At 72.6% G+C, this 17,917-nt stretch carries 16 protein-coding genes and 1 pseudogene; 10 read left to right on the plus strand and 7 right to left on the minus strand.

All coding sequences use genetic code 11. From position 1 onward, the window contains the following. On the plus strand, positions 1 to 864 hold an 864-nt coding region (locus SM793_RS06125), incomplete at its 5' end, for a hypothetical protein (protein WP_320436988.1). Positions 865 to 1,226: 362 nt separating this feature from the next. Continuing rightward, entirely contained in the window at positions 1,227 to 2,957 is a 1,731-nt protein-coding gene (gene metG / locus SM793_RS06130; RefSeq protein ID WP_320436989.1) for a methionine--tRNA ligase, read from the plus strand. Between the two features lie 196 nt (positions 2,958 to 3,153). Here the strand turns inward: metG and SM793_RS06135 are convergent, their stop codons facing one another. Continuing rightward, entirely contained in the window at positions 3,154 to 3,648 is a 495-nt protein-coding gene (locus tag SM793_RS06135; protein WP_413815885.1) for a MarR family winged helix-turn-helix transcriptional regulator, read from the minus strand. A gap of 115 nt (positions 3,649 to 3,763) precedes the next feature. Between SM793_RS06135 and SM793_RS06140 the strand changes: the two genes are divergently transcribed. The 3 genes from SM793_RS06140 (at position 3,764) to SM793_RS06150 (ending at position 4,989) form a co-directional block, all read left to right on the plus strand. Next, positions 3,764 to 4,153: a multidrug efflux SMR transporter gene (locus SM793_RS06140; RefSeq protein ID WP_320436990.1), complete on the plus strand. Its 390-nt coding sequence runs from the start codon at positions 3,764 to 3,766 to the stop codon at positions 4,151 to 4,153. A gap of 50 nt (positions 4,154 to 4,203) precedes the next feature. Further along, positions 4,204 to 4,524 (plus strand): multidrug efflux SMR transporter, encoded by a 321-nt coding sequence (locus tag SM793_RS06145; RefSeq protein ID WP_320436991.1) that lies wholly within the window; start codon positions 4,204 to 4,206, stop codon positions 4,522 to 4,524. Positions 4,525 to 4,650: 126 nt separating this feature from the next. Further along, complete coding sequence (locus SM793_RS06150; protein ID WP_320436992.1) at positions 4,651 to 4,989, plus strand: DUF6087 family protein; 339 nt, start codon at positions 4,651 to 4,653, stop codon at positions 4,987 to 4,989. A gap of 62 nt (positions 4,990 to 5,051) precedes the next feature. On the opposite strand, the gene SM793_RS06155 is transcribed toward SM793_RS06150, so the two are convergent. After that, the gene (locus tag SM793_RS06155; RefSeq protein ID WP_320436993.1) at positions 5,052 to 5,981 is read right to left on the minus strand and encodes a class I SAM-dependent methyltransferase; all 930 of its coding nucleotides are present in this window, start codon (positions 5,979 to 5,981) and stop codon (positions 5,052 to 5,054) included. Positions 5,982 to 6,010: 29 nt separating this feature from the next. Beyond that, entirely contained in the window at positions 6,011 to 7,084 is a 1,074-nt protein-coding gene (locus tag SM793_RS06160) for an NAD(P)/FAD-dependent oxidoreductase (RefSeq protein ID WP_320436994.1), read from the minus strand. A gap of 289 nt (positions 7,085 to 7,373) precedes the next feature. On the opposite strand from SM793_RS06160, the gene SM793_RS06165 reads away from it, so the two are divergent. Beyond that, positions 7,374 to 8,432: an aldo/keto reductase gene (locus tag SM793_RS06165; protein WP_320436995.1), complete on the plus strand. Its 1,059-nt coding sequence runs from the start codon at positions 7,374 to 7,376 to the stop codon at positions 8,430 to 8,432. A 32-nt stretch (positions 8,433 to 8,464) separates the two neighbouring features. Here the strand turns inward: SM793_RS06165 and SM793_RS06170 are convergent, their stop codons facing one another. Further along, positions 8,465 to 9,406, minus strand: a complete 942-nt coding sequence (locus SM793_RS06170) for an NAD(P)-binding domain-containing protein (protein ID WP_413815886.1) — start codon at positions 9,404 to 9,406, stop codon at positions 8,465 to 8,467. Between the two features lie 157 nt (positions 9,407 to 9,563). Here SM793_RS06170 and SM793_RS36350 point away from each other — a divergent pair. After that, positions 9,564 to 9,773 (plus strand): annotated as a pseudogene (locus tag SM793_RS36350) (winged helix-turn-helix transcriptional regulator); the annotation flags it as partial. Between the two features lie 104 nt (positions 9,774 to 9,877). Here SM793_RS36350 and SM793_RS06180 read toward each other — a convergent pair. Continuing rightward, a complete protein-coding gene (locus SM793_RS06180) occupies positions 9,878 to 10,300 on the minus strand; it encodes a DUF350 domain-containing protein (RefSeq protein ID WP_320436996.1) in 423 nt (140 codons plus the stop codon). Positions 10,301 to 10,524: 224 nt separating this feature from the next. Here SM793_RS06180 and SM793_RS06185 point away from each other — a divergent pair, with 224 nt between their 5' ends. Continuing rightward, positions 10,525 to 12,357, plus strand: coding sequence for an NHL domain-containing thioredoxin family protein (locus SM793_RS06185; protein WP_320436997.1), 1,833 nt, complete (start codon positions 10,525 to 10,527; stop codon positions 12,355 to 12,357). Between the two features lie 110 nt (positions 12,358 to 12,467). Here the strand turns inward: SM793_RS06185 and SM793_RS06190 are convergent, their stop codons facing one another. Next, positions 12,468 to 13,781, minus strand: a complete 1,314-nt coding sequence (locus tag SM793_RS06190) for a M18 family aminopeptidase (RefSeq protein WP_320436998.1) — start codon at positions 13,779 to 13,781, stop codon at positions 12,468 to 12,470. A gap of 387 nt (positions 13,782 to 14,168) precedes the next feature. Then, complete coding sequence (locus SM793_RS06195; protein WP_320436999.1) at positions 14,169 to 15,998, minus strand: acyl-CoA dehydrogenase; 1,830 nt, start codon at positions 15,996 to 15,998, stop codon at positions 14,169 to 14,171. Between the two features lie 227 nt (positions 15,999 to 16,225). On the opposite strand from SM793_RS06195, the gene SM793_RS06200 reads away from it, so the two are divergent. Further along, positions 16,226 to 16,726: an SseB family protein gene (locus SM793_RS06200; protein WP_045941044.1), complete on the plus strand. Its 501-nt coding sequence runs from the start codon at positions 16,226 to 16,228 to the stop codon at positions 16,724 to 16,726. 142 nt (positions 16,727 to 16,868) lie between these two features. Beyond that, the gene (locus tag SM793_RS06205) at positions 16,869 to 17,828 is read left to right on the plus strand and encodes a pirin family protein (protein ID WP_320437000.1); all 960 of its coding nucleotides are present in this window, start codon (positions 16,869 to 16,871) and stop codon (positions 17,826 to 17,828) included. The last annotated feature ends 89 nt before the right edge of the window (positions 17,829 to 17,917 follow it).

Consider the following 17,917-nt stretch of genomic DNA (forward strand, 5'->3'; position numbering starts at 1 on the left):
GTGGGCGGCATCATGACCGACACCGACGCGGAGGTCGCCCACCTCGCACTGGAGATGATCGAGAACAACCTCCGCGCCGGCACCCTCACCATCAGCCGCGAGACCGTCCCCACCTGCCGGGCCTGCGGCCACATGACCGGCACCGGCGGCCACCCCTGCAACGCCTGCGGCAGCACCGACACCGAAAACCGCACCGGCCTCCACCTCGTCGCCCAACCCGCGAAGGACCGCCCCGTCCTCGACCGCTCGGACATCCACGCCAGCCACCGCCAGCAGCCCAAGCACCTCCAACACACCGCCGGTCGCGTCGCCGAGCGCCTGATCCTCTCCCGAACCCGCGACCACGGCATCGACCTCTCGCCTCTCGGACTCAACGGCCTCGTCCTCGACCCCCGCGTCGGCGTCCACGCCACCGTCCTCGCCGCCGCCAGGCGGCACGAAGCGGACACGGCCGTCATGACCATCACCGAGAACGCGGCCAACCACATCGCCGCCCACGGCCGGCACTTCCGCGAACACAACGGCATCCGGCTTCAGTACGCCCTGCACGGCCACCTCCCGTACGACCACACGGCCAGCCTGCAACCGCTGCACGAGGCGTACCGAGCCACCCGCGAGATCACGAACGCCTTCGAACTGTGGTTCCTGCCGCTCCTCTCCCTGAACGCCAAGACCATCACCCGGCCGGACCAACTCTCCGCGCTCTTCAAGCACTACATGCGGGCGTGCCTGGCCGGCCCCGCCGGAGCGGACAGTGCTCTCCTCGCCTCCGTGCGGCACTCGGTCTCCGTCGGCGAGACCACCTGGATCACCAGTCGTCGGGCGCTGGCCGCCGTGGTGGCCGATCGGCGGGACGGGCACTGATTGTGCACCTCATCCGGATTCTGGCTGCCGAGCGCGAAGGTACCGGCGGCCCCATTCACGACTGGGAGCCGCTGCCCTGACAGTTGCCGGTCGCGCGGGTGGGGCCGGCGGTCGGGCAGGAAGTCGGACGGGTCGACTTCCGGTGCGGCGGGAGTGCCCGGGGCTCGGTGGGCGCCGGGGAAATGGGAGCGAAGGGACGGGGGTGCCTTGGATAGGATTGCGCAGCCCACAGTGGAACGTCGCTCTGGCCGGCCGACCGGGAGTCGGCGACTGTGCCCGGTTCCCGCCGCCGCCCCAGAGCCTGCGCCTGTCACGGCACTCCGGGACAGGGGTGCGTGCGGGAGAAATCGGAGCATCCGAGGATGGCTCGGCACCTGATCACCAGCGCCCTTCCGTACATCAACGGGATCAAGCACCTGGGCAACATGGTCGGGTCCATGCTGCCTGCGGACGTCTACTCGCGGTACCTGCGCCGGCGCGGCCACGAGGTGCTCTACATCTGCGCGACCGACGAGCACGGCACGCCGGCCGAACTGGCCGCGCAGGAGGCCGGGTTGCCGGTCGCGGAGTTCTGTGCGCGGGCGCACGGGCAGCAGCGGGCGGTGTACGACGGCTTCCGGCTGTCGTTCGACCACTTCGGTCGCAGCTCCTCGCCGCAGAACCGGGAGATCACCCAGGAGATCGCGCGCGAGCTGCACGCCAACGGCTTCATCGAGGAGCGGGCGATCCGCCAGGTGTACTCCAACACCGACGGCCGCTTCCTGCCGGACCGCTACATCGTCGGCACCTGCCCGCACTGCGGCTACGACAAGGCGCGCGGCGACCAGTGCGAGAACTGCACCCGGGTGCTCGACCCGACCGACCTGCTGGAGCCGCGCTCGGCGATCAGCGGCAGCGCCGACCTGGAGGTGCGGGAGACCACGCACCTGTTCCTGCTCCAGTCGAAGCTGACCGGGCAGGTGGAGGACTGGGTCGCCGCGCACGCCGACGAGTGGCCGGTGCTCGCCTCCTCGATCGCCCGCAAGTGGCTGACCGAGGGCCTCCAGGACCGGGCGATCACCCGCGACCTGGAGTGGGGCGTGCCGGTGCCGGCCGACGTGTGGCCGGAGCTGGCGGCCTCGGGCAAGGTCTTCTACGTCTGGTTCGACGCGCCGATCGAGTACATCGGCGCGACCAAGGAGTGGTCGGACGCGGCCGCGGCCGGTGAGCTGCGGGACTGGAAGTCCTGGTGGTACGAGGCCGACGAGACCGTCCGCTACACCGAGTTCATGGCCAAGGACAACGTCCCGTTCCACACGGTGATGTTCCCGGCGACGATCCTCGGCTCGCGCCGCCCGTGGAAGAAGGTCGACTACGTCAAGGCGTTCAACTGGCTGACGTACTACGGCGGGAAGTTCTCCACCAGCCAGAAGCGGGGCATCTTCACCGATGTCGCGCTGGAGCTGCTGCCGGCCGACTACTGGCGCTACTTCCTGATGGCGCACGCGCCGGAGTCGGACGACTCCAGCTTCACCTGGGACCTCTTCGCCTCCGTGGTCAATAAGGACCTCGCCGACACCCTCGGCAACTTCGTCAACCGGGTGCTGTCGTTCAGCCGCAAGCGGTTCGGCGAGGAGGTGCCCGCCGGGCACGCGGCGGGCGAGGCCGAGGAGCGGCTGGGCGCGCAGATCGCGGAGCTGCTGGCCGACTACGAGACCCAGCTGGAGGCGCTCAACTTCCGCAAGGCGACGCAGAGTCTGCGCACGCTGTGGAGCGCGGGCAACGCCTACCTGGACGAGAAGGCGCCGTGGCTCCAGGCGAAGACCGACCCGGAGGCCGCCGCGCTGACGCTGCGCACGGCGATGAACCTGATCCACCTGTACGCGGTGGTCTCCGAGCCGTTCATCCCGACGGCGGCGCAGGCGATGCGCGAGGCGTTCGCGCTGCCGGCCGGCGCTCCGGCGCGCACCCTCGCCTGGGTGGACGCGGCCGGGGCCCGGGCGCTGGACGCGGTGCCGGCGGGGACGCCGTTCACCGTGCCGCCGGTGCTGTTCGCGAAGATCACGGACGAGGACCTGGCCGCCTGGTCCGCCCGCTTCGGCGGCGGCGAGTAGGCGCGGAAGCGGCGAGCAGGCACGGAAGCGGCGAATAGGCGCGGAGCAGCCCACCTCGCAGTAGAGCACGGCACGACCGCTCGGCCGTCCCTCCCGTTCGCGGGAGAGGCGGCCGAGCCGCGTTTCCGGGGACGGGAGGGCGGGGCGGCGGCGGGCGGGACGGCGGCGGGCGGCCCAGCGGGCGGCCGGCCCGGGTTCAGCCCAGGGCGCTGCGCGCGGCGCCGAGCAGCGGGGCCAGCTCGGGGGCGCCGACGGCGGCCTCGTCGAGGGCGCCGGTGAGGGCCTCCTCGTAGGTGGCGCGGGCCTCCCGGTGGCGGACCCGGCCGGCGTCGGTGAGCACGGTGTAGACGCCGCGCCTGTCGTCCGGGCAGAGGTCCCGGTAGGTGAAGTCGGCGGCGCCGAGGCGGGCGACCAGCCGGGTCACGGAGCTCTGGTTGAGGCCGAGGCCGGTGGCGAGTTCCTGCATCCGCAGCTCGGACTTGGGCGCCTCGGCGAGCAGGCCGAGGGCGCGGTACTCGGACAGCCCCAGGCCGTGCCGCCTCTGCAGGACGGTGGCGAGCCGGGCCTCGACCTGGGCGTGCAGCGCGGTGAGCCGGTTCCACATGCGGGCATCGGCCGCGCCGGGGGCCGCGTCGTCGGGGGCCGCGGACGCGGGGGCGTCGGACAGGGTGGCGTCGGGGGTGGTGGGCACGGGGGTCCTCCCTTGCCGGGCGGGGTGGTTGACACAGCTTACTTGTACATGCATGCTCTTGCCCAGCAGAAAGTGTTTGCACATACATGCAACAACTACCCCGGGGGCTCGTCCCATGGCCTGGATCCACCTGCTCGTCGCCGCCGTCTTCGAGGTCGTCTTCGCCCTCGCCACCAACGCCACCCACGGCTTCACCGAACTGGGCCCGTCCCTGCTGACGGCCGCCGCGGCCGCCGGCGGGATCTTCTTCCTCAGCCTCGCGCTGCGCACCCTCGACGTCGGCGTCGGCTACACCGTGTGGACCGGCATCGGCTCGGTCGGCACGGTCGTCCTCGGCACGCTGATCTTCGACGAGGAGATGAACGCCGGGAAGGCCCTCGCCTTCGTCCTCATCATCGGCGGGGTGCTCGGCCTCAAGCTCGCGGACCGGCTGAGCAGCCGCAGCGCCTCCGCGACGACCGCCGGGGCCGAGTCCGGAGCCGTGTCCGTGTCCGCGTCCGCCTGATTCTCCGCCGACTCTCCCGACCGGCATCCCCACCAAGGAGTTGAACCGTCATGGCCTGGGCCTACCTGGCAGTCGCCGTCGTCTTCGAGATCGTCTTCGCACTCGGTACCAACGCCACCAAGGGCTTCACCCGCCTCTGGCCCTCCGTACTCACCCTGACCGCCGCCGCGGGCGGCATCTACACCCTGAGCCTCGCCCTGCGCACCCTGGACGTGGGCGTCGGCTACACGATCTGGACGGGGCTCGGCTCGATCGGCACGGTGGTGTTCGGCGCGCTGATCTTCAAGGAGCGGATCACCCTGCCCAAGCTGGCCTCCTTCGCCGCGATCATCGCCGGGGCGGTCACCCTGAAGCTCTCCTCCGGACTCTGATCCCCCTCCACCGAGCTCTGATTTCCCCTCACCGGAGGCGTTTTCACCCGATCGTGGAATCGCCCGGTCGGGGACGGATCGGCAAGACTGGCCGTCCCCGACCGACACCCGAGGGAGGCGCGGACGATGGACGCCGAGGAGGGGCCGCCGGCCGATCAGCCGCTGGCCGAGTGGTACGCCGAGCGGGCGCGCCGCCGTCGGGCGCCGGGGACCAGGGACGCGATCACCCTCGCCCCCGGCCCCCGGCGTGCGGCGCACCTCTTCCAGGACGTGCCGCGCCTCGTGGTCGAGTGGGACGGCCACGCCTGGCAGCCGGTCGCGGTGGCCGAGAACTACGCCGAGGCCTACCCGTTGATCGTCCGCCCCGGGTCGGAGTCCGCACCGGGGCCGGTGTTCCCGCAGGCGGACACTCCGGTGCCGCTGCTGCGGAAGGGCACCGGACGGCACCGCAAGCCGGACCGGTGAGGCCCGGCCGGTGAGGCCCTGACCGGTGGGTTCCACCGGTCAGCCCCGACGCCCCCGGGCCGCTACCGGTCGGCGGTCGCCCGAGCCGTGTGGACGGTGATCGCGGTGAGGTAGAAGGCGTCCGGTCGGGCCAGGATGCCGGTGGACGCCTCCCGGTCCAGCAGGGCGTCCAGCACCGCCCGGTCGTCCGCCTCCAGCTGGGTGTCCAACTGCTCGCGCCGGCGGGAGAGCTGGACGTGCAGGAACTCGCGGGCCGCGGCGTCCAGCGGGGCCGGACGGTCGACCAGGAACGTCCGGGTGCCGCTCGGCACGAGCCCGGCCTCGGCCAGCATGGCCGGCCAGTCCTCCACCACCGCGACCGCGCCGGGGGTGGCCTCGCGCATCTGCGCGAACACCTCCTCGTGCGCCGCGTCCAGCCGGGCCTGGAGACCGGGACGGCCGAGACCGAGGTCGCGCGGGAGGTAGCGGGCGGGCAGTCCCCGCTCGGCGACGGCCAGCAGGCCACCGGGGCGCAGCGTCCCGGCCAGGGCGGTCAACGCGGCCTGCTGGTCGCCCAGATGGTGGATCGCGTTGCCGGACCAGATCAGTTCGGCGCTGCCCAGGGTGCCGAAGTCCCCCGGCAGGTCGGCCTGTCGGGTTCCGACGCGGCCGACCGAACGGATCCTGGCCCGCTCCAGCAGGGCGGCCGACTGGTCGACCGCCACCACCTCGGCCGCCGGGAAGGTGTCCGCGAGCAGTCCGGCGATCACCCCGGGCCCGCTGCCCACGTCGAGCACCCGCCGGACGGGGGTGCCGTCCAGCAGTCCGCGCAGCCAGTGCGCGGCCTCGGTGACGGCCGGGGACTGGAGGTCGGCCTCGCGCTCCAGGTGGACGGCGAGGGCGTCCCAGTCGAAGTCGCCTTCGTGGCCGTGCTGGTGGCCGTGCTGGTGGCCGTGCTGGGGAGCGTTCTGGTGCCCGTGCTGCTGCCCGTGCTGGTGGGTGTGCCCGGTCATCGGGTACTCCGTTCCTTCGAGGTGGGTGGTCACCGCGCCGGTGCGGTGGCGGCGGCGGTGCTGTCGGCGGTGGCAGTGCTGTTGGCGGTGGCGGTGCTGTCGGCGGCAGCAGTGCTGTCGGCGGCGGTGCTGTTCGCGGTGGCGGCGGCGAGGGCGCGTTCGATCTCCTCGTCCACCAGATCGTGGTTGAGCGCGAAGGCCGCCGCGGCACCGGCCCCGGCGGCGGTGATCACCTGGGCCCGCGGGTCGGCGACGTTGCCCACCGCCCACACCCCGGGCACGCTGGTGCGGCCCGCCCGGTCGGTGCCGACCCAGCCCTGGGCGTCCCGGTCGCAGTCCAGGCCGAACAGCGGGGCATCCCGGGGCACCAGGTGCGGGAAGAGGAACAGCGCCTCGCGCGGCACGGCCGAGCCGTCGGCCAGTTCGACGCCACGCAGCCGGTCGTCCACGACGACCACCCGCGCGACCTCGCCCTCCACGACCCGGACGCCCCGGGCGGCGAGGCGGGCCCGGTCGTCCGTGGCGAGGTCCAGGGTGTGCGCGAGGAGGACGACGTCCGCCGACCACTGGCGGAGCAGCAGCGCCTGCCCGACCGCGCCCGGGTCGTTGCCGAGCACGCCGAGCGGCCGGTCGCGCACCTCGTAGCCGTGGCAGTACGGGCAGTGCAGCACGTCGCGGCCCCAGCGGCCGGCCAGACCGGGCAGCTCGGGAAGCCCGTCTCGCAGACCGGTGGCGACCACCACCCGGCGGGCCCGCAGGACCGACCCGCCGGCCAGGTGGACGTCGAAGGCGGGGGCATTGGTGCCCGGCACCGACACGATCCGGTCCACCCGGCCGTCGAGCAGATCCGCTCCGTAGCCCCTCAGCTCGGCCCGGCCCGACTCCAGCAGCGCCGCCGGAGCCATGCCGTCACGGGAGAGGAAGCCCCGCATGTGCGCGGCCGGGGCGTTGCGCGGTTGCCCCGCGTCCACCACGGCCACCCGGCGGCAGGCCCGGGCCAGGACCAGGGCCGTGCTCAGCCCGGCGGCGCCGCCGCCGGCCACCACCACGTCGTAGCCGCCCTCGGCGGCCCGGACGCGCACGTCGCTGTGTGTGTCGCTCATCGCGATCACCTCCACCGCCAGGCTGCGCCGGGCACCGGCGGGGAGGCAACTTTCGTTGCTGTTTCAGCAACGCCCCTCTGCCCTACCGGGTGACGCGCCACTTGCGTTCGAGCGCACTCCAACTCCTAAGGTCGGCACGGCCCACCAGACCCCACCGGGCACCCCGGTGCCCCTCGGCGCGGGCCCGGACCCCTCGGCGTGGCCCGGCCCCCCTGCCCGCACCCTCGCCGCACCCGCGCCGCACCCGCGCCGCACCGGCGTCACGCCAGACGAACCAGGAGGAACCACCATGCGCTACCGCGTCCTCGGCGGCACCGGCATCGAGGTCAGTACCTACTGCCTCGGCACGATGATGTTCGGCGCCATCGGCAACCCCGACCACGACGACTGCGCCCGGATCATCCACGCCGCGCTCGACGCGGGCATCAACTTCGTCGACACCGCCGACATGTACTCGGGCGGCGAGTCCGAGGAGATCGTCGGCAAGGCCCTGCACGCCCGCGGCGACCGCGACGACGTCGTGCTCGCCACCAAGGTGCACTTCCCGATGGGCGAGGGCCGCAACCGGAGCGGCAACTCCCGCCGGTGGATCGTCCGCGAGGTCGAGGAGAGCCTGCGGCGGCTGCGGACCGACCGGATCGACCTCTACCAGGTGCACCGGCCCGACCCCGGCACGGACATCGAGGAGACCCTCGCCGTGCTCGGCGACCTGGTGCGGGCCGGCAAGATCCTCGCCTTCGGCTGCTCGACCTTCCCCGCCGAGGAGTTGGTCGAGGCCCACCACGTCGCGGAGCGGCGCGGTCTGCCGAGGTTCCGGACCGAGCAGCCGCCGTACTCGCTGCTCGCGCGCGGCATCGAACGGGACGTCCTGCCGACCGTGCGGCGGCTCGGCATGGGGGCGCTGACCTGGTCGCCGCTCGCCTCCGGCTTCCTCACCGGCCGCTACCGCAAGGACCGGCCGATCGACCTGGGCACCGGTCGCGCCGCCCTGATGCCGGCCAGGTTCGACCCGGCGCTGCCGGTGAACCAGGCGAAGCTGGACGCCGTCGAGAAGCTGACCGCCGTCGCCGAGGACCTCGGCCGCACCCTGCCCGAACTCGCCCTTGCCTTCCCGCTCGCGCACCCGGCGGTGACCTCGGTGATCATCGGCCCGCGCACCCTGGCCCAGCTGGAGGCGGCCCTCAAGGGCGCCGACCTCGTCCTCGACGACGCGGCCCTGGACCGGATCGACGCGATCGTCCCGCCCGGCACCAACGTCTACCACCCGGACGGGGTCTGGCAGCCCCGCGCGCTCACCGAACCGGCCCTCCGCCGGAGGCCGGAGGCCGACCGCCGGGCGGCCGGCTGAGCCCCGCGACGGCCGCCCCCGGTCACCCCTGGTCACCCGCGCAGCAGGTCGACCACGCCGGTGAGGTCCTCGGCCCCGTTGCGGGCGTCGGCCACCAGGCGGCGCCTCATCAGGTCGAAGTAGGGCGTGAGCAGTTCGGCGCTCACGCCCTGCTCCTCGGCGGTGCGCAGGAAGGTCGGCACACCCGCGACCTGCATGGCCAGATCGGAGACGACGCCCCCGGTGTAGTCCCCCGCCACCAGCTGCCCCGCCGTGGTCGCGACCGAGCCGGTCATCGCGGTGAGCCAGGAGGAGAGCAGCGGCGCCAGCGCGACCGGGTCGACGGACTCGTCCCGCACCAGCGCGAACGCGTGCGCGACCCCCGCGAACATCCCGTACATCGCGCTCAGCAGGGCCACGTCGTGCAGCGCGGCGAAGCCCGCGTCCTCGCCGACCCAGCGGGTGCCGGCCGGGACGGCGAGGGCCTCCCGGTGCTCCTCGAACAGCTCCCGCGAGCCGCTGTAGAAGACGTACGGCCCGGCCTGCGGGACACCGATCATCGGCGGGACGGCCATGATGCCGCCGTCCAGGTAGCGGGCACCCCGGGCGGCCGCCCAGGCGGCCCGGGCGCGGGCCGTGCCGGGGGTGCCGGTCACCAGGTTGACGAGGTCCTTGCCGGCCAGGTCGACCCCGGCCAGGGCCTGCCCGACCGACTCGTCGTCCAGCAGGCAGACCACCACCAGCCGGTTGGCGGCGACCGCCGCGGCCGGGGTCGCCGCGAGGGCGGCGCCCTTCGCCGCGAGCGGTTCGGCGCGGGCGGCGGTGCGGTTCCAGACCGTGAGCGGATGCCCGGCGGACAGCCAGGCGCCGGCCAGCGCGGTGCCCATCGCGCCGAGGCCGAGCAGGGTGAGCGGGGTGAGCGGAGCGGGACCGGCGGTGCCGGGACGGGTGTGGGTGGCGGTGTCGGTGTCGGTGGCGGTGTCGTTCGTCGTCATGCCGACCAGGCTCGTCGTACGCCCCGGAAGTGCTCAAGTACGCACTTCGGAGTGGGTGGTTACCCTGAGGTGAGCGAGCAGGTCGGCGGAGGGGCGGGGGCAGGGCATGGCGACTAGACCGAGGCCCGGCGCGTACGTGTGCGGGATCGACGCCGCGATGGACGTGATCGGCGGCAAGTGGAAGGTGCTGATCCTCTGGGCCCTCGGCGAGCGTCCGAGCCTGCGCTTCGGCGAGTTGCGCCGCAACGTCCCCGGGGTCACCGAGAAGGTGCTGGCCGCCCATCTGCGCGAGCTGGAGGCGGACGGCATCGTGCACCGCGCCTCGTACGAGGAGGTGCCGCCGCGGGTCGAGTACTCCCTCACGGCGGCCGGACGGCGGCTCAACGAGGCGCTGGCCCCGCTGGGCGCCTGGGGCAGGCAGCACGTGCTGGACGGCGCCGGCTCCGCGGAGGCGCCCGGCCCCGCGGAAGGTCAGGCGATCGAGGCCGACACGATCGCCGCCACCGCGAGGTTGCAGCTGGCGGTCACCCAGACCGCCGGGTGCGGCTCCGGGTCGACCAGGATCGCGCCCAGCCTGCCCGGCGTCAGCACGTCCACCAGCCAGAACGCGACGGCCATCAGCACCAGGCCGAGCACCCCGTAGCAGCCCGTGGAGACCAGGCCCTTCCCGAAGTCCTCGTAGGTGTACAGGATCGCGGTGGCGACGATGCCGCCGATGCCCAGCAGCGCCGAGCTGAGCAGCACGGCGGCGTTGCGGTTGCGCTCCACCCAGATCTGGTGGCCCAGCCGCCCCGGCGTGAGGGCGTCCACCAGGAGGATGCCGAGCAGCAGCAGGACGACGCCGACACCGCCGAAGGCCGCCGCCGCGCCGAGTCCGTGCAGGATGTCGTTCATGGGTTGTCCAGCCCCCCGGGTCCGTGTCGCAGATCGCTCCTCATGGGACGGGCCACCCGCGTGGGGCCCCGTCCCGCGGTCAAGGATCGGCAAAAGATAACGCATCCGGATCCAGCCCGGGAACGGAGATCCACGGGACCCCCCGACCACATCCCGACCCACTGCCCGCCCACCTGGACGCCCCGTCCGGAATGCCGGGCGGGGCGGTGCTGTTTGATTGGCTCATGGCATCCCGTGCACGTGTACGCGCCCCCGAGCTGGTCGGGGCAGGCGGTTGGCTGAACACCGGTGGCAAGGAGCTCACGCTCGCCGACTTCCGGGGCAAGATCACCGTCCTGGACTTCTGGACCTTCTGCTGCATCAACTGTCTGCACGTCCTCGACGAGTTGCGGGAGCTGGAGGAGAAGCACCGCGACACCGTGGTGATCGTCGGCGTGCACTCCCCCAAGTTCGTGCACGAGGCCGACCACCGGGCGGTGGTGGACGCGGTCGAGCGGTACGAGGTGCACCACCCGGTGCTGGACGACCCGGAGCTGGTCACCTGGAAGCAGTACGCGGTGCGGGCCTGGCCGACGCTGGTGGTGATCGACCCCGAGGGGTACGTGGTGGCCCAGCACGCCGGCGAGGGGCACGCGCACGCGATCGCCCGGCTGGTCGAGGAGCTGGAGGCGGAGCACGCGGCGAAGGGGACGCTGCGGCGCGGTGACGGCCCGTACGTGGCGCCCGAGCCGGTCGCCGGGGACCTCAGGTTCCCGGGCAAGGCGGTCCGGCTGCCGAACGGCCACTTCCTGGTGGCCGACTCCGGGCACCACTCGCTGGTCGAGCTGGAGGCGGACGGCGAGACCGTGGTCCGCCGGATCGGTGACGGGGTCCGCGGCCTGGTGGACGGCGCCGCTCCCCGGTTCAGCGAGCCGCAGGGCCTGGTGCTGCTGCCCGAGGGCGTCGGCGCCGGGTACGACGTGGTCGTCGCCGACACCGTCAACCACGCGCTGCGCGGCGTCCGGCTCGCCGACGGCGAGGTGACCACCCTCGCCGGTACCGGCCGGCAGTGGTGGCAGGGCTCGGCGACCGAGGGCGCGGCCCGCGAGGTGGACCTCTCCTCGCCGTGGGACGTCGCCTGGTTCGACGGCCGGGTCTGGATCGCGATGGCCGGTGTGCACCAGCTGTGGGCGTACGACCCGGCCGCCGGCACGGTCGGCGTCGCGGCCGGCACCACCAACGAGGGCCTGGTCGACGGCCCCGCCGCCGAGGCCTGGTTCGCCCAGCCCTCCGGCCTGGCGGTGTCGGCGGACGGCGAGCGGCTCTGGGTCGCGGACTCCGAGACCTCGTCACTGCGCTGGGTTTCACGTGAAACCAAGGAGGTGCACAGCGCCGTCGGCACCGGTCTGTTCGACTTCGGGCACCGGGACGGCCAGGCCGACCAGGCGCTGTTCCAGCACCCGCTGGGCGTCACCGTGCTGCCGGACGGCTCGGTGGCCGTCAGCGACACCTACAACCACGCGCTGCGCCGCTACGACCCGGCGAGCGGCGAGGTCAGCACGCTGGCCACCGATCTGCGCGAGCCCTCCGGCGCGGTGCTGGTGGACCAGGACATCGTGGTGGTCGAGTCCGCCCGGCACCGGCTGACCCGGCTGCGGCTGCCCGAGGAGGCCGTCCGGGTGGAGGCGGTGGCGCACCGCACCCTGCGGGCCGCCACCGAGGTGGCGCCGGGCGCCCTGCGGCTGGACGTGGTGTTCCGGGCGCCGACCGGCCAGAAGCTGGACGAGCGCTACGGCCCGTCCACCCGGCTGCTGGTCAGCGCCACCCCGCCCGAGCTGCTGGTCTCCGGGGCGGGCGCGGACTCCGCGCTCTCCCGTGAGCTGGTGCTCTCCGCCGAGGTGGCCGAGGGCGTGCTGCACGTCTCGGCGATGGCCGCCTCCTGCGACGACGATCCGGCGATCGAGTACCCGGCCTGCCACGTCCACCAGCAGGACTGGGGCGTGCCGGTACGGCTCACCGCCGACGGCGCGCGCCGGCTGCCGCTGGTGCTGGCGGGCCTGGAGCAGCCCGCGCCGTAGACCGCGCCGTAGACCGCGCCACGACCTGCGCGAAGGGCCCGGCGAGCGTGTGCTCGCCGGGCCCTTCCGGGTGTCGGGGGAGGGGCTCAGCCCTCCGCGGGAGGAGGGGCTCAGCCCTCCAGGAACGCCTTGATCGCGCTCGCCAGCAGGTACGGGTCCTCCGCGCCGCACAGCTCGCGCGCCGAGTGCATGGACAGCGCGGCGATACCGCAGTCCACGGTCTGGATACCGAGGCGGGCCGCGGTGATCGGGCCGATCGTCGTCCCGCAGGGCATGGCGTTGTTGGAGACGAAGGTCTGCCACGGCACGCCGGCCTTCTCGCAGGCCGCGGTGAACACCGCCCGGCCGACGCCGTCGGTGGCGTACCGGTTGTTGACGTTGACCTTGAGGATCGGCCCGGCGTTCGGCATCGGGTGGTGGCCCGGCTCGTGCCGCTCGCTGTAGTTCGGGTGGACGGCGTGGCCCATGTCGGAGGACAGGCACACGGTGCCGGCCAGCGCCCGGGCCCGGTCCTCCAGGCCGCCGCCGCGCGCGTACACGCTGCGCTCCAGGACGTTGCCGAGCAGCGGGCTCTGCGCGCCGGTGTCCGACTCGCTGCCGGTCTCCTCGTGGTCGAAGGCGGCCAGCACCGGGATGTACGGCAGGGCCGCGCCCTCCGTCTCGGCCGCGCCGGCCACGGCGGCGAGCGCGGCGGTGGCGGCGTGCACGGAGAGCAGGTTGTCCAGTCGCGGACCGGCCAGCAGCTCGCGGTCCCGGCCCAGGTAGGAGGCGGGCTGGACGTCGTGGGTCATGAGGTCCCAGCCGGTCACCTCGGCCGGGTCGACCCCGGCCCGCTCGGCGACGTAGCCGATCAGCGCGCCCTCGTCGACCGGCCCGAGGCCCCAGATGGGCGTCAGGTGGCGCTGCTTGTCGAGCTTCATGCCCTCGTTGACCTGGCGGTCCAGGTGGATCGCCAGCTGCGGCACCCGCAGCAGCGGCTCGTCCAGCTGGACCAGCCGCCGGCTGCCGTCGCGCAGGGTGATCCGCCCGGAGAGGCCGAGGTCCCGGTCGAGCCAGGTGTTGAGCGGCACGCCCCCGTAGATCTCCACCGCGACCTGCCGCCAGCCGGCCGTCCCCGTGTCGGGGATCGGCTTGACCCTCAGATTGGGCGAGTCGGTATGGGTGCCGACCACGCGGAACGGCGTCTCCGGGCCCGCGCCGGCCGGCACGTACCAGGCGATCAGCGCGCCACCGCGGACGACGTACCGGCCGCCGGCCACCCCGTCCCAGGCGTCCGTTTCCAGTACCTGCCGGAAGCCGGCTTTCTCCAGCCGCTCGGCCGCGCTCGCGACCGCGTGGTAGGGCGATGGCGAGGTGCCGAGGAAGGCGATCAGGTCATCGGTGTGCGTCCGGTCGAAGAAGGCCTGGCGGGCGGCGGTCGACATGCTGCTCCTGGGTCGAGGGAGGGCCGAGGCCGAATGGGGATCGGCTTCGCACCTTGAGCATATGCCCGTACACGGACATGACACTCGGAGCATCCCAACGGATGCAGAACGCAGACAGAAACGTGAACTGCCGGGATCTGACGGCCCGCCGGGCCTCCACCGGGCACCCGCGGGACGGCCTCGCCGGGCACTCCTCGGACACCCGCCGGACACTCGTCCGACCACCCCGGCGCGCACGCGTCGGACCGCCGCCGGACCGCCCCGCCGCGCACGCGTCGGACCGCCCGCAGGACACTCGTCCGACCACCCGGTGCACACCGAAGGGCCCGGTCGTGGGACCGGGCCCTTCGGCGTGAGGGTGGGGTCAGGCAGTCAGTGCGGGCGGCGTCAGAACGCCCCCTCCGCCAGGTCCATGATCTCGTTGTCGATGCCCTCGGCGATCAGGCGCTGCGAGGCGACGGTCGGCAGGATGTTCTTGGCGAAGAAGCGGGCGGCCGCGACCTTGCCCTGGTAGAACGGCACGTCCTTCTCGGAGGCGCCGGCCTCGAGCTTGGCCAGGGCCACCGCGGCCTGGCGCAGCAGCAGCCAGCCGACCACGACGTCGCCGGAGACCATCAGCAGGCGGGTGGTGTTGAGACCCACCTTGTACATGTTCTTGACGTCCTGCTCGACCGAGGAGAGGTCGGCGAGCAGCTTGCCGACGATGGCCTCGAGGTCACCGGCGGCCTTGGCGAGCAGCTCGCGCTCGGCGGCCAGGGCGTCGCCGCCCTCGGCGGAGCCGAGGAACTTCTGGATCTGCTCGGACAGCGCGGTGAGCGCCTGGCCGCCGTCCTTGACGATCTTGCGGAAGAAGAAGTCCTGGCCCTGGATCGCCGTGGTGCCCTCGTAGAGGGTGTCGATCTTGGCGTCCCGGATGTACTGCTCGATCGGGTACTCCTGCAGGTAGCCGGAGCCACCGAAGGTCTGCAGGGACTGGGCGAGCTGCTCGTAGGACTTCTCCGAGCCGTAGCCCTTGACGATCGGCAGGAGCAGGTCGTTGAGGCGCTCGGCGGCCCCGTCGTGCTCGCCGCGCAGCTTGGCGGCCATCATGTCGTCCTGGACGGACGCGGTGTAGAGCACCAGGGCGCGCATGCCCTCGGCGTACGCCTTCTGGGTCAGCAGCGAGCGGCGGACGTCCGGGTGGTGGGTGATGGTGACGCGCGGGGCGGTCTTGTCCAGGAACTGCGAGATGTCGGCGCCCTGCACGCGCTCCTTGGCGTACTCCAGCGCGTTCAGGTAGCCGGTGGAGAGGGTGGCGATGGCCTTCGTGCCGACCATCATCCGGGCGAACTCGATGATCTTGAACATCTGGCGGATGCCGTCGACCTTCTCGCCCAGCAGCCAGCCCTTGGCCGGGTGCTTGGCACCGAAGGTCATTTCGCAGGTGTTCGAGGCCTTGAGGCCCATCTTGTGCTCGACGTTGGTGGCGTAGGCGCCGTTGCGCTCGCCCAGCTCGCCGGTCTCCCAGTCGAAGTCGAACTTGGGGACGATGAACAGGCCCAGGCCCTTGGTGCCCGGCTTGCCGCCCTCGGGGCGGGCCAGCACCAGGTGGATGATGTTCTCGGACATGTCGTGCTCGCCCGAGGTGATGAAGCGCTTCACACCCTCGATGTGCCAGGAGCCGTCCTCCTGCTTGATCGCCTTGGTGCGGCCGGCGCCCACGTCCGAGCCGGCGTCCGGCTCGGTCAGGACCATGGTGGAGCCCCACAGGCGGTCGGTCATCCGCTTGGCGACCTGCAGCTGCTCCTCGGTGCCCTCCTCGGCGACGACGCCGGCGAAGGCCGGGCCGGAGGAGTACATCCAGATGGCCGGGTTGGAGCCGAGGATCTGCTCCGCGAAGGCCCAGATCAGCGAGCTGGGGGTGACCTGGCCGCCGATCGACTCCGGGATGCCCAGGCGCCACCACTCGGCGTCCATGTACGCCTGGTAGCTCTTCCTGAAGGCGGCCGGGACCGGCGCGGTGCTGGTCTCGGGGTCGAACACCGGCGGGTTGCGGTCGGTGTCGGTGAAGGACGCGGCGAGGTCGTTCTCGGCCAGGCGCGCGATCTCGCTCAGGATGTTCTTCGCGGTCTCGACGTCCATGTCCGCGAACGGTCCGGTGCCGTACACCTGCTCGCGGCCGAACACCTCGAAGAGGTTGAACTCCACGTCCCGCAGGTTGGACTTGTAGTGACCCATGGCCGTTTTCTCCGGTTCGTCGCTTCCGGGAGACCGCCGCGTTCGGGCGCCCCGTACCCACCAGTAGGCCTCATGATGCTACCCAGCGGTAACTTGTTTCAAGCCCCCGCCGGTGAATCCCTCGTGGATTCCACTATGAACGTGGTCACGTCCCACAAGCCGGGGCGGCCACTCCTTGTCAGGATCGACGCCCGCACGGGTGGCCGCGCTCCCGATAGCCTGTCCGTGTGTACGGCTATGACCAGAACGCATACCCGGGCGACCCCTACCAGCAGGCGGGGCCGCAGCCGGGCATGAACGGCATGCCCGGCCCCGGCCCGTACGGCGAGCAGCCACCGGGAGCGCAGCAGTCCCTCTACCCGGAGCCCTCGCCGCCGTCCCTGGCGGACGCCGTCCGGGCCTTCACCACCGGCTCGATGGCGGTGGAGGACTTCCAGGCCATCTTCATCACCTCCAAGGTGCACTGCCCGCGCGGCGAGCGGCCGGGCTTCCTGGCGCTGCACAACACGCCGACGCCGGTGATCCCGATGTTCAGCTCGCTCAAGGAGCTGCGACGGTACGCGGGCAAGGAGTCCAAGTACTTCACCGTGACCGGCGCCGAGGTCCTCGACCTGCTGCCGACCGGATACGGCTTCGCACTGGACATGGAGGGCGAGCACCGGATGGTGTTCGACGCCAAGGCGGTCGAGCAGATGGTCGACTTCACCATGCGCCGGATGTACGGCTGACCGACGATGGGCCAGGGGCCGCCCCGGCCCCGCCGTTCGGCTGACCGCAGCCATTTGGTTCAAAATTCAACTTGCTTCTTGTTGAGGATTGAACTAATCTCGTGGACGTAGGCCAGAGGAACATCCCCCGAAGGAGGCCGACATGCCCGCCGTGACCGTCGACAACCCGCTGACCCTCCCGCGCGTCACCACCCCCGACCCCGCCGTCACGAGTGCCCGGCCGGTCCTCACGGTGGCCACCGCCCCCGAGGGCTTCGAGGGCGAGGGCTTCCCGGTCCGCCGCGCCTTCGCCAAGATCAACCAGAAGTACCTCGACCCGTTCATCATGATGGACCAGATGGGCGAGGTGGACTACGCGGCCGGCGAGCCCAAGGGCACCCCCTGGCACCCGCACCGCGGCTTCGAGACGGTCACGTACATCATGGACGGGACCTTCATCCACCGGGACTCGCACGGCGGCGGCGGCACCATCACCGACGGCGACACCCAGTGGATGACGGCCGGCTCCGGCCTGCTGCACATCGAGACCCCGCCCGAGTCGCTGGTGCGGTCCGGCGGCCTCTTCCACGGCCTCCAACTGTGGGTGAACCTCCCCGCCTCGGACAAGATGATCGCCCCGAAGTACCAGGACATCCGCGGCGGCAGCGTCAAGCTCCTCAGCACCGGGGACGGCGGCGCCCTGCTCCGCGTCATCGCCGGCGAGCTGGACGGCCACCAGGGCCCCGGCGCCACCCACACCCCGATCACCATGATCCACGCCTCGATCAGCCCCGGCGCCCAGCTCACCCTGCCCTGGCGCGCCGACTTCAACGCCCTCGCCTACGGCCTCGCCGGCAACGGCACGGCCGGCACCGACCACCGCCCCTTCCACCGGGGCCAGGCGGTCGTCTTCGGCGACGGCGGCTCGATCACCCTGCGCGCCGACGAGCAGCAGGACTCCCGCGACAACAACTTCGAGGTCGTCCTCCTCGGCGGCCTCCCGATCCGCGAACCCGTCGCCCACTACGGCCCGTTCGTGATGAACAGCCACCGCGAACTCCAGCAGGCCATGGAGGACTTCCAGGCCGGCCGCCTCGGCACCATCCCCGCCGACGGCCACTGAGCCACCGACGGCGTGCGGGCGGCGGAGCCGGGTTCCCGGACCCGCCGCCCGCACGGGCGTGTCGGCCCCGGCCCCAGGGCGCGTCCTCA

This window comes from Kitasatospora purpeofusca, from assembly GCF_034043715.1.
Classification (GTDB): Bacteria; Actinomycetota; Actinomycetes; order Streptomycetales; family Streptomycetaceae; genus Kitasatospora; species Kitasatospora purpeofusca_A.

Bases quoted from the DNA above. Each gene is read 5' to 3' on its own strand.
- SM793_RS06155 (WP_320436993.1), bottom strand. From the start codon at position 5,981: ATGACCGGGCACACCCACCAGCACGGGCAGCAGCACGGGCACCAGAAC.
- SM793_RS06195 (WP_320436999.1), bottom strand. From the start codon at position 15,998: ATGGGTCACTACAAGTCCAACCTGCGGGACGTGGAGTTCAACCTCTTC.
- SM793_RS06190 (WP_320436998.1), bottom strand. From the start codon at position 13,781: ATGTCGACCGCCGCCCGCCAGGCCTTCTTCGACCGGACGCACACCGAT.
- metG (WP_320436989.1), top strand. From the start codon at position 1,227: ATGGCTCGGCACCTGATCACCAGCGCCCTTCCGTACATCAACGGGATC.
- SM793_RS06140 (WP_320436990.1), top strand. From the start codon at position 3,764: ATGGCCTGGATCCACCTGCTCGTCGCCGCCGTCTTCGAGGTCGTCTTC.
- SM793_RS06170 (WP_413815886.1), bottom strand. From the start codon at position 9,406: ATGACGACGAACGACACCGCCACCGACACCGACACCGCCACCCACACC.
- SM793_RS06180 (WP_320436996.1), bottom strand. From the start codon at position 10,300: ATGAACGACATCCTGCACGGACTCGGCGCGGCGGCGGCCTTCGGCGGT.
- SM793_RS06150 (WP_320436992.1), top strand. From the start codon at position 4,651: ATGGACGCCGAGGAGGGGCCGCCGGCCGATCAGCCGCTGGCCGAGTGG.
- SM793_RS06185 (WP_320436997.1), top strand. From the start codon at position 10,525: ATGGCATCCCGTGCACGTGTACGCGCCCCCGAGCTGGTCGGGGCAGGC.
- SM793_RS06145 (WP_320436991.1), top strand. From the start codon at position 4,204: ATGGCCTGGGCCTACCTGGCAGTCGCCGTCGTCTTCGAGATCGTCTTC.
- SM793_RS06165 (WP_320436995.1), top strand. From the start codon at position 7,374: ATGCGCTACCGCGTCCTCGGCGGCACCGGCATCGAGGTCAGTACCTAC.
- SM793_RS06205 (WP_320437000.1), top strand. From the start codon at position 16,869: ATGCCCGCCGTGACCGTCGACAACCCGCTGACCCTCCCGCGCGTCACC.
- SM793_RS06160 (WP_320436994.1), bottom strand. From the start codon at position 7,084: ATGAGCGACACACACAGCGACGTGCGCGTCCGGGCCGCCGAGGGCGGC.